This is a genomic window from Sporosarcina sp. GW1-11, from assembly GCF_033088395.1.
In the GTDB taxonomy this organism is placed as follows: domain Bacteria; phylum Bacillota; class Bacilli; order Bacillales_A; family Planococcaceae; genus Sporosarcina.
Genome location: NZ_JAPMIW010000013.1, coordinates 20770 through 34307, shown reverse-complemented (window position 1 = coordinate 34307; position 13538 = coordinate 20770). Strand labels below are relative to the sequence as shown.

Sequence of the window (13538 nt, the reverse complement as noted above, 5' to 3'; positions counted from 1 at the left end):
ATCGCAATACTCGAACACATCATGACGAAAATAATGAGACTTTCATTAATTTCAACTGGGGCATCATTTGAAAAATCGAAAATGAACTGTTGAAAACCTACGAGTCCAATCCCAATGAATGCAAAAAAGACCAACATGATATAAGCAACATAATCTCGCACAGAACCTGTCATATACGACTTGGTAATCACCGACGCTATCCGTTCAGTCCACATTAAAAATGTATTGTATAAACGATCCAACGTCCATTGCAGAATTCCCAAACGATAAACACCTTTCCAATAACGCAAGAAGCGATACATCAAAATCCCTGCGACAATTACACCAAGCGTCATAAATATCGGCATTTTCCAGCCATGCCACGCATGAATTTCTGGCACCAGGCCTTCCATATTTTCTAGGTGCGGATAAACCGCCGACATCGCCGGCCCTAAAATATACGTTCCGAGCGTGTTTGGAAAGAAGAAGATCAATAGCACCAAACTACCTAACACGATTGGCGCAATCAACATTTGGATTGGCGCTTCACGAGCAGGTCGCTGGCCAGGGAATGGTGAAGGTACTTTCCCCAAAAAGGACTGAAAAACGATGATCATACAATAAATGAATGTAAAAATACTACCGATCCAAGCAATGATTGGGAACAACATAGCGAGTGAATCCGTCGTTAGCAAATTGGCATCACGCAAGGACAGCATCGCTTCAAAAAATAACTCTTTACTTAAAAACCCATTAAACGGAGGCAATCCTGCCATTGAAAAACTGCCAATCAAAGCAATTGTGAACGTAATTGGCATGATGGCCGCCAAGCCACCTAAGCGATTAATATTCCGCGTCCCAAGCTGATGATCCAAAATCCCAACGACCATAAACAAGGACCCTTTAAAAGTGGAGTGGTTGACCAAGTGGAATAATGCTGCAAACGTTGCGGCTGTGTAGAGTGCGCTATGTGTACTTTCAGACGATGCAAACGCAAGCGATCCGATACCAAGCATACTCATAATCATCCCAAGTTGACTGATCGTCGAAAATGCCAGCAATGCTTTCAAATCCGTCTGTTTTACCGCGTTGACAGATCCCCACAGCATCGTCAACAGGCCGACACAAGAAACGATATAAAACCAAGACGCATGCCCCCCAAATACAGGCGTGAAGCGAGCGACTAAGTAAATTCCCGCCTTAACCATCGTAGCGGAGTGTAAATAGGCACTGACAGGCGTTGGAGCCTCCATCGCGTCCGGTAACCAAATGTGGAATGGGAACTGCGCAGACTTCGTAAAAGCACCGAGCAATACGCAAAGCATTGCAGGGATGAATAGCGAATCTGCAGCGATCACTTCCCGCATGCTAATCAATTCTTGTAAACTAAATGTCCCTGTGATCATATAAAGCATTAAAAATCCAGCCAACATGAAAATGCCACCTGTTACTGTGATCAACATAGACTTTTTCGCACCATATCTCGATTGTTTACGGTGATACCAGAAAGCGATAAGCAAGAATGAAGAAATACTAGTCAATTCCCAGAACACGTACAAAACGATCAAGTTATCGGATAAGACCACGCCGAGCATGGCACCCATGAATAGCAATAAATACGTATAAAAGCGACCAATCGCTTCACGTTCAGAAAGATAATAGATGGAATAAAGGACAACTAGACTACCAATTCCCGTAATTAACAACGCAAAAATCATGCTTAAACCATCTACATGCGTGGAAAAATGGACACCTGCTGAAGGTATCCAAGGAAATGTATATAAATAAGTAGCCCCATTCGAGAGCGAGGGTACTAGACGAAGAAGTAAAATGAATAATAGTAACGGAACTGTGATCACAAACCAACCAATCCGCCGACCCGTCAAAAATTTATGTATCAATGGTACTAGGCATGCTGCGATAAATGGAATAAAAATTGCCAGCAAGATGGTTATCAACATTACACCTCCTATGCCCCCTTGACTGAACACCATACGTTATGCATAATGAGACTCTAAGCAGGGAGTACATTCTCTACTCAAAAGTATACACTACTTCATAAGAAACCGCATAGAAAGCGCGGTCCCTATACTGTTTATAATCACATGTAACAACTACGCTTTTATAATAGAACTATAGAATATAAAGAGGTGAAGAGTCATTATGGGTAAAATGAAAAGCCGTATGGATGAGAGTATTCTCGTTTGTGTGTATTACGGTCCAAATGGTGAACGTCTCATTCAAAGAGGATATAAAATTGCAGCAATTATGGACTGTCCACTATATATCCTAACAGTGGACCCAGCACCACTTGATGATTTTGACGTGGAAAAATCCAAATATATTGACCGCTGGCAAGAACTTGCGGAAGAGTTAGATGTCGAAGCCTTCATCATACGCGATGACGAAAAGCGGCCGACTGCGAAAGTAATCAAGGAAGTCGCTCATCAGTATGGCATTACACAAATCATTATCGGTCAGACTGCACAAAGTCGTTGGGAAGAAATCACAAAAGGCTCCTTCATGAACGTCTTACTGAGAGAAATTCCGTTCGTTGATTTCCATGTTGTTTCGGTAGATCGTGCGATTAAAGGCGAAGTAGAAGGTTCATTTGAAAAAGGTGTGCGTGCTTATCTTACTCAAGACGGAGAAGGTTTCCGCATCACCTTCACATTATCTAAGCAAGCGCAATACGAAGGGATTTTCTTCAAAGAAATCGGTACAGACTTCAATAACGGGATTTTCAAGTTCATGCAAAACAATAAAATTTGCCAAGTTCATATTGAAGATGATCAAGTGCTTGATACGAGCAAGATCCAATGCAAACTTCACGACTAAAAACCTACAAAGGCTCTTGTAGGTTTTTTCTAAAATGAATTGTAGTCAAAGTAACTTGGAAAGTATATGAAACCGTTGCTCTGCATTCCAGGCGGACGCGTTCGGGAGAATTAGCGTGAGTCTACTGAACGTAGTGAAGGAAGCGGCTCAGGCCACGCCCATAGGACAAGCGTCCCCTTCTGAAGTGTAAATCCTGGATCAATCACAACTCCTAGTTTCCTTTTGTCTACAAACTAAAGCATCTGCAGCAATTGCAGATGCTTCTTTTTATTCGGAGAGCTCTTCTCCAACAATTTTTACTTCCATTTCTAACTCAATACCAAACTTTTTCTTTACTTCGTCTTTTACCATTTGGATTGTCCGGATATAGTCTGTTGCGGTTGCATCTTTTTTATTGACGATAAATCCTGCATGTTTCGTTGATACTTCTGCTCCGCCAAATCCCTTGCCTTGCAATCCACTATCTTGAATGAGTTTACCCGCAAAATTACCTGGAGGTCGCTTGAATACACTACCAGCTGAAGGGTACTCGAGTGGTTGCTTTGATTCACGTTGAAACGTTAGATCTGCTACAGTCAAATCAATATCGCGCTGGACACCTGGCGTGAGTCGGAACTCGGCAGATAGGACGTAGTAGCCTTTTTCGGTTATGATGCTTTTTCGGTAGCCAAGTTCTAACTCATCTTTAGAAAGAACGAAAATCTTCCCGGTATTATCCATTACTGTAGCTCGGGTAATAATATCCTTAATCTCTCCACCATATGCCCCCGCGTTCATCGCCATCGCACCACCAATGGAGCCAGGAATTCCACAAGCAAATTCCAAACCAGATAAACATGCTTTGGCAGCCGCTCTAGACGCATCGATAATATGCGCTCCTGCCTCTGCCACCATCTTGTCTCCGGTAATTTCAATGTGATTGAAATTCGCCATATATATGACGATCCCACGGACACCTCCATCACGGACAACCATATTCGAGCCATTACCTAATAATAAAATAGGAACGTTTTGTTCGTAAGCATACGTAACGACCGCTTGCACTTCTTCCATAGTTCCTGGCGCCGCCACAATATCCGCTTTGCCACCTAGACGTGTTTTTGTGTATTTATTTAGTGGTTCATCAAGTAATAACCAACCATTTTGTATTTTGGTATTGAGATCTTCAAACCATCGATGTTTTGACATTCACATCAAGTCCTTTCAATTTACCTGTCTCCACTTTTCCGGAAACAATCTTATTCCTCTATTAGTATGCTTGCAATCCCGCTTTTTGACAAGGTTTTTCATTTTGACTTTTATTCGTTTTTCCATTAGAGTTTACATAACTAAATACCTACAAGGAGGGGTGTAAGTGAATAAATGGAAGGTAGATCAATCGAAGTCAATTGTGGAATTTTCAGTTCCTCACATGATGGTCTCTACAGTACGTGGAACGTTCGATAATTTTTCAGGGGAACTTCAAGGAAATATAGCTGACTTAACGAGAAGCACTATTCATTTTAAAGTAGCTGTTCTTTCGATACATACAAATAATAAAGAACGAGATCAGCACTTATGTTCAGCTGATTTTTTTAATGTACAAACATTTCCTCATATGACTTTCTCTTCTCGTTCCATTTATTTACACGAAGATGGTGTGTACCGTATGACCGGAGATTTGACGATTAAACAAACAATGAAGAACGCACTATTTTACATTACTCCCTTAGAAGTCGATATGTTCGGAGCAAGCTATTTGGTAGAAGGCGAGGTAAATAGGAAGGAATTCGGTCTAGCTTGGAATCGTGCTATAGAAGCAGGCGGTGTCATGGTGGGTGAAAACATTGACATCAAGATGATAATTGCCGTCAGTAAAGCTGAAGTGAATTCTTCAATTACTATATAAAAACAACAGCAGCCAGTTTGGTTGCTGTTGTTTTTATTCATAGATCACAAGAACCGTCGTCACACTGACCTGCACTGTCTGTTCCTAGTACTTGTAATATAGGCTTGACTCCTTCTTCTTGCGCAACTTTTTCAAGCGCTTCAACAAACGCTTCTCTAGATTGCGAACCAGAAACAGAATATTTACTGTTGAAGACAAAGAATGGTACGCCCTTAATGCCGATTTCACGAGCTTCTTCAATATCCCTTTGGACTTCTTCAGTGAAATCATCACTACGAAGCATCGCTTTAGCTTGCTCTGTATCCAACCCTACTTCTTCTGCAATCGCTAATAGTACTTCTTCAATATCGATTTGCTCGCCTTCCTCAAAATAACCATGCATTAAACGTTCCGCTACTTGCAAGTCTTTGCCATGCTGAGACGCAAATTTCGTTAAGCGATGTGCATCTATTGTATTGGCTGTCTTCATTTTATTCACTTGATAATGAAGGCCTACCGTTTTTGCTTGTTCTTCGATATTTTTCAACATGTTCTCTGCTTCTACCTTACTCACACTGAACTTGGCAGCTAATCCCTCAATTAACGATTGACCGGACGCGACAGGAGTGTTCGGATCTAGTAAATACGTTTTGAATTGTACCTCCACTTTCTCCGTTAAACCTGTCTCAGTCAAAGCCTCTTCTAAACGCCTTTTCCCGATATAACAAAACGGACAAACATAATCAGACCATATTTCAATATTCATTTTTTGCCCACCTCTCTATTCTCTATTTTAGATTCAAGAAAACTTGGCAACAATATAAATGCTTAGGATAATTAAATTTATAAGAATGAGGTGTACAAATGAACGAGTCATTATGGCTTGCTACCGCTTATCCCCGAACGAACTATCCAACAGTTGAAGAAGATTTATCATGTGAAGTTCTAATTATTGGTGGTGGACTAAGTGGGCTAGCCAACGCTTATTTTTTAGCGAAGCAAGGGAAAGACGTTATTTTATTGGAGAAGAACAGCATTTTACAAGGGGCAACTGGAAATTCAACAGGGAAATTAACTGCGCAACATGATTTGGTCTATGCACAGTTAATAGAAAAGTTTGGAGTGGAAAATGCAAAGATTTATTTCCAGGCAAATGAAGATGCCATAGAGTTCGCTCGCTCCATTGCAGATAGTCATGAATTACAAACTGCTCACTCCGTCCTATTTTCACAAACGACGGAAGGTACTGACTTATTGTTAGAAGAGAAAAAAGCGTACGAAGCGATAGGGATTCCTTTTACGTTTAGTGGAAAAGCACAAGACTTATCATTTGAAACGTCTCATACGTTAACCATTGAGAATGAAGCACAAATTCATCCCGTACGTTTTGGTCAAAAGTTAGCAAAGTTAGCGGAGAAAGCCGGGGCACGAATAATTGAACACGCGCAAGTGGCTACTCTCGATACAAATAGACATTTCGTTAAATTAGCTTCGTCCAAGATTGTCAGCTATCGGCAGCTAATCATCTGCTCGCATTACCCTATTGAAGCACTAGAAGGCATGCAAATCCTTAAATTAGACGTAGAACGGTCCTATATCGCGGCCGCAAAAACGGCTACTCCATTTGATCAGCAGTATATGGCGGTAGATAATCCTAAGCGCTCAATACGCACAACGACAATTGATGGGCAAACGTATGTCTTACTCTGTGCAGAATCACATCCAGCAGGTGCCGAAAAAGAGACGCAAATTATTTATGATCGACTGACAGACGATTTGAAAACAACTCTAGAATTTACAGATATTGTTTATCAGTGGTCTGCACAAGATCCCTCAACGCCAGATTTGATACCCTACGCGGGCGCCATATCAAGTACCACACCAGATATCTATATTAGTACGGGCTATCGCAAATGGGGACTATCCAATTCCATGGCTTGTGCTCGGATTATTACAGACGCGATTATAGGAAAGCCTAATGCCGCTAGCGAACTATATTCACCAGGACGATCGGAGTTCGGTGCGTTATTCAGCAGAGCGCTGTTATTGACCGGACGTACTATTAAAGAATTTGCTGGCGGACATATCGCGAGAACAGATTCTCCAATTTGTACGCATATGGGTTGCCGCACACGCTGGAATAAAGGCGATCAAACATGGGATTGTCCGTGTCACGGCTCGCGCTTTCGTGCAGATGGCTCTGTGCTCGAAGGCCCAGCAACACAGCCGCTAAATTTGGGATAGAAAAAAGACTGTCTAGGAAATCGGTTCGATTTCTAGACAGTCTACTTATTATGATAAGGCTTCCGTTAGAACTGGAACAATTTGTTTTTTACGTGAAACGATACCTTTTAGTAAAGCAGAATTATTATTAAATGACACATTAAACGCAGAGCCTGCTCGTTCTGCTTCTTTTCCTAATGCAATGATGACCGAATCACTATTAATGATATCCGTCACAACAAATAGGAATAGATCCAAGCCTTTTTGTTCAATGACTTGATTGAGTAGTTCTTCAAGTTCTGCCTGACGTCCCAACACATCTTGCACATCAATTGCATTTACTTGAGCAATTTCTATTTTGACATCACCGAATGAAAATTCTTTCGCATCTAAGCTTACTAACTCTTGGATTGGTGTAGCACTCAAGTCCGCTCCTGCTTTTAACATTGCTAGTCCATATTCTGCAGCATTTACACCGGCAATAGCTTCTAATTCGTCAGCCGCTGCTTGGTCTTGTGCTGTGAAGGTTGGTGATTTGAATAATAAAGAATCGGACACGATTGCGGACAACATAAGTCCTGCAATGTTCTTCGGTATTTCAACGCCATGCTCTTTAAATAATTTATTTAAAATTGTTGCCGTACAGCCCACTGGTTCAGCACGGTAATATAGTGGATCATTTGTTTGGAAGTTTGCGATCCGATGATGGTCAATAACTTCCAACACTTGTACTTTATCCAGGTCATCTACACTTTGTTGACTTTCATTGTGATCAACTAAAATCACCTGAGCTACTTCTGGCGATGCATTTTCGATTAAACGTGGTGCTTCAAATCCGAAAGTTTCGAGCGCATATGCTGTTTCTTTTGAGATGGCACCTAATCGAACTGCTTCCGCATCGACTCCGATTTGTTGCTTTAAGTACGCATACGTGATTGCAGATGTGATTGAATCCGTGTCCGGGTTTTTATGCCCAATGACTAAAACTTTTGACATTATTTAATTCCTCCTATTTCACTCTGTTTACTAAATATATTCTATCATATTATTCAAGTTTGACCAGACGAAAATAATAAAGAATGAATCTCATCTTTATTACGGATAAAGTCAGCGATTGTATAACGATCGAGAATAGCAAAATATGCTTGTAACGCTTCATATAATACACCTTTTAATTGACAGGCAGATGATAGGACACACATATTTTTAGTCGAATCAAAACATTCTACCAAATGAAAATCATCTTCCGTTTTGCGAACGAGCGCACCGACATTTATATCTTGTGGTTCTACACAGAGACGAATTCCACCACCGCGACCGCGAATCGTTTCAATCAATTGAAACTTCCCTAGTTCATGGACAATCTTTGTGAGGTGATTTTTTGAGATTTGATAAGCATCCGAGATTTCTTGCACAGTAGATAACTCACCTGGTTCCTTAGAAGCTAAAAAAATCAGAACACGCAATGAATAGTCAGTATACATTGTCAAACGCATAGTATCACCACTTTCTGTTCTCACTTCATTATACCATTTTCTCTATAGAAGTCCTTAAGAAGCGATAAGGTTCAGAATAATAAAAGTGTCAGTTTATTGAATGAATTGTGTCCGTTTTCTAATATAATCTTTAAACATGTATTTTATATATAGCTTTTAATCAAATAATGATTTATGATAGGAATATCAAATACAGAAAGGTTGTGCATTATCTTATGTTAGATCAAAAAACAATTGATATTATTAAATCCACTGTACCAGTATTGGAGCAACACGGTAAAACGATTACTACTGTTTTCTACAAAAATATGTTCAAAGCACACCCCGAATTACTAGACATTTTTAATCACACAAACCAATCTCAAGGACGTCAACAAACTGCACTTGCAAACACTGTATACGCAGCAGCGCAACATATTGACAACTTAGGAGCTATCTTGCCTGCAGTCGTGCAAATTGCGCATAAACACGTATCACTTGGAATCTTGCCTGAACATTATCCAATCGTAGGAGAGCACTTGCTAGGCGCGATCAAAGAAGTACTTGGCGACGCAGCAACTCCTGAAATCATCGATGCATGGGCTGCAGCTTACGGTGTTATTGCTGATGCATTCATCGGAGTAGAAGCAGAGATGTACGAAAATACTGCAGAAGCTGATGGCGGCTGGAAGTTATTCAAAGACTTTGAAGTCGTAGATAAAGTACAAGAAAGTGACATCATCACTTCATTTTATCTGAAGCCAGTAGATGGCAAGAAATTGCCATACTACTTACCTGGACAATATATTACAGTTCGTATGTCAATTCCAGGCGCGAAAAACATTGTGAACCGTCAATATAGCTTGTCTCAAAAATCAAATGAAGATACATTCCGTATTTCGGTAAAACGTGAAGATGTATTGCAACCAAATGGTGTAGTTTCTTGTTACTTGCATAGCGATGTGCAAGTAGGAGATATTATTGAAGTTAGTGCACCAGCAGGAGATTTCTACTTGGAGCCAACTGCTACAACACCTGTAACATTAATCAGTGGAGGTGTAGGAATTACGCCAATGAAGGCGATGTACTCAACAATCGCTGACGTATCTCCTGAGCGCGAAGTAGCATTCTTGCACTCTGCACGTACACGTAGCCAACAAGCATTCGCGACTAAGCTTGAGGAATTGAACGCGAAATTACCAAATTCTACGTATAAAGTACTTTATTCAGAAGAAGGAGACGGTATCTTCACACGTGAATTCCTAGAGGAAAACATTATTAAAGATAGCGATATCTATGTATGTGGACCTACTGGTTTCATGGAGTTCGTTATTCAACAACTAGTTACAATCGGCGTACCACAAGATAAAATTCATTACGAATTCTTCGGTCCGGCAGTACAACTTGAATTAGCAACAGTTTAATCCTACGTAACCCCCGCGAAGTGAATTCGTGGGGGTTTTTTGTACGTATTAATTCTCCAATCGCGGCATGCGGAACGATGCGAAAATTAGCGCTCCGACTAGGAATAAGCCTAAGTAGCCGACGAGTGGATAGAAATAGCTGACTAGGTTTGTGAAGCCGTAGAAACTCAATGCATAGCCAATCAATAAGGAAGCTGCTATGAATACCTTGAACTTTTTTGTGCCATTGTAAATGAATCTGGAACCGAATGCATAGAACATACTAACAGCTGTATTAAATATCATGCCGTACAATACAATCGCCATAAAGAAGGCAAGTGTTGGTGAAATATGATTGATGATTGCAAGCATCGGCAACTCTGCTCCCATCACGGCATCGACTTGTGAAAATATCGCTAAGTGACTCAATAATATCAAAATACCAAGTCCTAGACCTCCAACGAAGCCGCCCCACGCCGCAGTCTTTTCGTTCTTTTCCGCTCCTCCCATGACGATGGCCATTGAAGCACCTACTGCAACATTAAATGATACGTAGTTAATTGCGGAGATGAACCAGTTCGGCAATGTTGTCGGTACAGCTTTCGCTACAGGATCAAGTACAGCAAACGTCGTATCCATCGTTGACAGACTGTAGATGGACACAACAATAACAGCTAGGATCAAAAATGGTGTAATACTTCCGATTATGCCTACTACTTTGTCAACATTTAATAACACAGTTAAGAACACGAGCACAATCATCAACAAGCTACCAACATAGGACGGTAAGCCAAATTGCTGATTCAAGTTAGCCCCGGCTCCTGCCAACATGACGACTCCAACTCCGAATAGTGTAAATATGATTATACCGTCGACTATGATTCCTAGATAACGCCCGCTAATTTTATAGATGACATCTTTATGAGAATTCGTTTGCATGCGACTGCCTAATCTTGTCAACACCATGCCTAAATATGCAAAAAGCGCAGTACAAAGAATGGCACCAAAGATTCCTGCTATCCCAAAACTCGTGAAATATGTCATAATTTCATTACCCGAAGCAAATCCTGCCCCGACGATAATACCGATAAATGCGCTTCCCATCCTTAATACTTTTATCATAGTAACCCCTACTCTTCTCTTTAACGGTTGATACCGCAAGATGCTCTATCTCTATTTATTATTTCCTGTATTTTGAAACGAATGGATTGTCTTTCTCAAAAAAACGCCACGGATAATGGACTGCTTCTCCTGTATTTCCAATACCCACACGCAGGCCGGCCTCAATTTCAGCTTGAGGCAAACCTTCTGCTATATAGAGCGGCTTCTCTGTCCAATGATGACCATAATAGTCCATCGTAACGCCAAGCGCTTTTGAAAGCTTGCCGGGACCGTTCGTTAAATCACTCACTTTCTTTATATGATTACCGCGATTTTCCTGCATAAGCTCCAGTCCCTCTATCGGCTCACCTGCCCGTATGAGAACTGCGTGCGGTACACCTTCCTTTGCGCCAACTACATTCATCAATACATGGGTATGCATCTGATATGTATAGACAGCACCCGGTTCTCCAAACATCACTTCCGTACGTTTTGTTCTACGATTACCAAAGCTATGAGCTGCACGGTCTTCTGGTCCATGGTATGCTTCTGTTTCAACAATCCTCACAACCAATAAACCATCCGCTCGTTCATGAACGATATATTTCCCCACGAGATTACGGGCAAGTTCTATAACAGGTGCGTTAAAAAAAGATGGATCAATCGTTTCATACATATGATCTTCTCCTTTGAACATATTATGCCAAACCATGCTTCATATATAACTTATTCAATCGAATTGTTAGTTAACTTTTGAAGATATTCACCAATTCGCATCCAATCCTCTTCCAAGTTCGGACGCAAAGATGGTCGATAAAAAATAGATGCCGGATGGAACGTCGGTATAATTGTGTACGTTTCATCCGTCCAACTGTATTGTGTGTCATCTAATGCTTTTAGATACTGTATAGGTTGCGTGATCAGTTGCCCGTGTAGCAACGTGACTTTCGCTTGCTTTCCTAGTAATCGTTGTAAACCAATATTGCCGAGCGTAACGATGAGTTTCGGTGTGAGGTTCGCCACTTCATAATCCAAGACGGGTGCATGGGCAAGCTGCTCTTTTTGTGTCGGTGGACGATTATATTTCCGTTCCGTCAACGTGCCATCTCGTTCCTTTTTGGTTCCCCATTTATATGGTCTACTGCGAAAGGCACTCGTCATATAGACGTCATCGCGTGTTAAACCGACAGATGCCAATGATTTCATCAATTCATCACCCGCACGACCGATAAACGGTACCCCATGTACACCTTCGTGCTCACCAGGTGCTTCTCCGATTAGTAACAATGTCGGTGATTTTGGACCTTCTCCGCGAACAAAACCTTCCACTTGAAAATCTTTGCTACGTTCTAGTGCAATACGCGCTATTTCATCTGGAATACGAAACATCGTATCAACTCCCTTCTTGTAATTATAGATATTTTACATCGGAATCAAAAATATTTACCATTAAAAAAGCCGCCCCCATTTAGCTTAAATGGAAACGACTTATCTTATACTATGTTAACTCCGTTTGTTTTGTTTCTGTTCCGAGTAAAATGACAGCTAATACACCAACCATAATTGCACCGCAGAAAATAGCGAATATACTACCGAAACCAAAGCCGGCTGTGAGTAAAGAGCCAATTAATAATGGCCCAAATATTCCACCAACACGACCAACTGCGGCAGCTACGCCTGAACCTGTTGCACGAATTGCTGTCGGATACTGTTCAGGTGAATACGCATAAAGTGCACCCCATGCACCTAAGTTAAAGAATGATAGGAATGCGCCCGCTATTAACAATGTAGTTAACGTTTCCGCATTTCCGAAAGCAAGTGCGCTTAATGCTGTCCCAAATAAATACGTAGCAAGTACAAACTTTCGTCCCGCCCGTTCAATTAACCAGGCAGCGCTGAAATAACCAGGAAGTTGGGCAAGCGTCATGATTAGTACATAACCGAAACTTTTGATAAGACTAAAACCTTTCAACACCATGACGCTTGGTAGCCAAAGGAACATGCCATAATAGGAAAATACGACCGCAAACCAGACGATCCACAGCATGATCGTACGCTTTCTATACATAGGAGACAATAGTTGCTTCAACTTCTGCCCCGTTGATTCTTTCATTTTACCTTCGTTGATGAATTTTTTAGAATCCGGCAAGTTACGTCGTAAGTAGATTGCATAAAATGCTGGTAAAGCTGTGATGATAAGCGCGATTCTCCAACCAAAGCTTGGAATGACGAAATAGGCAATTAACGCGGCAAGTAGCCAGCCTGCAGCCCAGAAACTTTCAAGCAACACAACAACGCGCCCTCGCTCTTTTGCGTCTACACTTTCAGAAACAAGGGTAGATGCTACAGGTAGCTCTCCACCAAGACCTGCACCCACTAGAAAGCGGAGAATAAGAAAAGCCCATAATGTAGTCGTCAAGGCAGATAATCCGCTAGCGACTGAGAATAAGACCAAAGTAATCATGAATACTTGCTTACGTCCTATACGATCCGCGAGCAAACCGAAGCCTAATGCTCCAAATGCCATTCCGATCGAGTTTACACTACCGATCCAACCCATTTCGGTTGAAGTTAACTGCCAATCTACAGCAAGTGCCGCAATGATAAATGACAGAATTCCTACATCCATCGCGTCAAACATCCAACCTGTTC

Annotated in this window: 13 protein-coding genes; 4 read left to right on the top strand and 9 right to left on the bottom strand. The window is 41.3% G+C overall.

Annotated features, from left to right (window positions below; translation table 11 throughout):
• Window positions 1-1940: proton-conducting transporter transmembrane domain-containing protein (locus ORD22_RS09650; protein ID WP_317645748.1), on the bottom strand; the 1940-nt coding region annotated here is incomplete at its 3' end.
• Between the two features lie 202 nt (window positions 1941-2142).
• Between ORD22_RS09650 and ORD22_RS09645 the strand changes: the two genes are divergently transcribed.
• Window positions 2143-2817 (top strand): universal stress protein, encoded by a 675-nt coding sequence (locus ORD22_RS09645; RefSeq protein ID WP_317645747.1) that lies wholly within the window; start codon window positions 2143-2145, stop codon window positions 2815-2817.
• A 267-nt stretch (window positions 2818-3084) separates the two neighbouring features.
• On the opposite strand, the gene murB is transcribed toward ORD22_RS09645, so the two are convergent.
• Entirely contained in the window at window positions 3085-4005 is a 921-nt protein-coding gene (gene murB, locus ORD22_RS09640; RefSeq protein ID WP_317645746.1) for a UDP-N-acetylmuramate dehydrogenase, read from the bottom strand.
• A gap of 166 nt (window positions 4006-4171) precedes the next feature.
• Between murB and ORD22_RS09635 the strand changes: the two genes are divergently transcribed.
• On the top strand, window positions 4172-4705 hold the full coding sequence (locus ORD22_RS09635) for a YceI family protein (protein WP_317645745.1): 534 nt from the start codon (window positions 4172-4174) through the stop codon (window positions 4703-4705).
• 37 nt (window positions 4706-4742) lie between these two features.
• Here ORD22_RS09635 and ORD22_RS09630 read toward each other — a convergent pair whose 3' ends face one another.
• Complete coding sequence (locus ORD22_RS09630; RefSeq protein WP_317645744.1) at window positions 4743-5450, bottom strand: DsbA family oxidoreductase; 708 nt, start codon at window positions 5448-5450, stop codon at window positions 4743-4745.
• A 98-nt stretch (window positions 5451-5548) separates the two neighbouring features.
• Between ORD22_RS09630 and ORD22_RS09625 the strand changes: the two genes are divergently transcribed.
• A complete protein-coding gene (locus ORD22_RS09625; RefSeq protein WP_317645743.1) occupies window positions 5549-6928 on the top strand; it encodes an FAD-dependent oxidoreductase in 1380 nt (459 codons plus the stop codon).
• Between the two features lie 48 nt (window positions 6929-6976).
• Here the strand turns inward: ORD22_RS09625 and ORD22_RS09620 are convergent, their stop codons facing one another.
• Together ORD22_RS09620 and ORD22_RS09615 are read right to left on the bottom strand one after the other, a co-directional pair.
• Window positions 6977-7903: a manganese-dependent inorganic pyrophosphatase gene (locus ORD22_RS09620; RefSeq protein ID WP_317645742.1), complete on the bottom strand. Its 927-nt coding sequence runs from the start codon at window positions 7901-7903 to the stop codon at window positions 6977-6979.
• A 53-nt stretch (window positions 7904-7956) separates the two neighbouring features.
• A complete protein-coding gene (locus ORD22_RS09615) occupies window positions 7957-8403 on the bottom strand; it encodes an RrF2 family transcriptional regulator (protein WP_317645741.1) in 447 nt (148 codons plus the stop codon).
• A gap of 167 nt (window positions 8404-8570) precedes the next feature.
• On the opposite strand from ORD22_RS09615, the gene hmpA reads away from it, so the two are divergent.
• Window positions 8571-9806, top strand: a complete 1236-nt coding sequence (gene hmpA, locus ORD22_RS09610; protein WP_317645740.1) for an NO-inducible flavohemoprotein — start codon at window positions 8571-8573, stop codon at window positions 9804-9806.
• A 48-nt stretch (window positions 9807-9854) separates the two neighbouring features.
• Here the strand turns inward: hmpA and ORD22_RS09605 are convergent, their stop codons facing one another.
• The 4 genes from ORD22_RS09605 to ORD22_RS09590 all read right to left on the bottom strand — a co-directional run bounded on the left by ORD22_RS09605 (window position 9855) and on the right by ORD22_RS09590 (window position 13527).
• Window positions 9855-10907 (bottom strand): YkvI family membrane protein, encoded by a 1053-nt coding sequence (locus ORD22_RS09605; RefSeq protein ID WP_317645739.1) that lies wholly within the window; start codon window positions 10905-10907, stop codon window positions 9855-9857.
• 58 nt (window positions 10908-10965) lie between these two features.
• On the bottom strand, window positions 10966-11562 hold the full coding sequence (locus ORD22_RS09600) for a DNA-3-methyladenine glycosylase (protein ID WP_317645738.1): 597 nt from the start codon (window positions 11560-11562) through the stop codon (window positions 10966-10968).
• 50 nt (window positions 11563-11612) lie between these two features.
• Window positions 11613-12275 (bottom strand): uracil-DNA glycosylase, encoded by a 663-nt coding sequence (locus tag ORD22_RS09595; RefSeq protein ID WP_317645737.1) that lies wholly within the window; start codon window positions 12273-12275, stop codon window positions 11613-11615.
• Window positions 12276-12384: 109 nt separating this feature from the next.
• Window positions 12385-13527 carry an MFS transporter gene (locus ORD22_RS09590; RefSeq protein ID WP_317645798.1) on the bottom strand — a complete coding sequence of 381 codons (1143 nt, stop codon included), beginning with the start codon at window positions 13525-13527 and terminating at the stop codon, window positions 12385-12387.
• Window positions 13528-13538 lie beyond the last annotated feature (11 nt).

Bases quoted from the DNA above. Each gene is read 5' to 3' on its own strand.
- ORD22_RS09615 (WP_317645741.1), bottom strand. From the start codon at position 8,403: ATGCGTTTGACAATGTATACTGACTATTCATTGCGTGTTCTGATTTTT.
- ORD22_RS09620 (WP_317645742.1), bottom strand. From the start codon at position 7,903: ATGTCAAAAGTTTTAGTCATTGGGCATAAAAACCCGGACACGGATTCA.
- murB (WP_317645746.1), bottom strand. From the start codon at position 4,005: ATGTCAAAACATCGATGGTTTGAAGATCTCAATACCAAAATACAAAAT.
- ORD22_RS09625 (WP_317645743.1), top strand. From the start codon at position 5,549: ATGAACGAGTCATTATGGCTTGCTACCGCTTATCCCCGAACGAACTAT.
- ORD22_RS09600 (WP_317645738.1), bottom strand. From the start codon at position 11,562: ATGTATGAAACGATTGATCCATCTTTTTTTAACGCACCTGTTATAGAA.
- ORD22_RS09590 (WP_317645798.1), bottom strand. From the start codon at position 13,527: ATGTTTGACGCGATGGATGTAGGAATTCTGTCATTTATCATTGCGGCA.
- ORD22_RS09595 (WP_317645737.1), bottom strand. From the start codon at position 12,275: ATGTTTCGTATTCCAGATGAAATAGCGCGTATTGCACTAGAACGTAGC.
- ORD22_RS09645 (WP_317645747.1), top strand. From the start codon at position 2,143: ATGGGTAAAATGAAAAGCCGTATGGATGAGAGTATTCTCGTTTGTGTG.
- ORD22_RS09605 (WP_317645739.1), bottom strand. From the start codon at position 10,907: ATGATAAAAGTATTAAGGATGGGAAGCGCATTTATCGGTATTATCGTC.
- hmpA (WP_317645740.1), top strand. From the start codon at position 8,571: ATGATTTATGATAGGAATATCAAATACAGAAAGGTTGTGCATTATCTT.
- ORD22_RS09630 (WP_317645744.1), bottom strand. From the start codon at position 5,450: ATGAATATTGAAATATGGTCTGATTATGTTTGTCCGTTTTGTTATATC.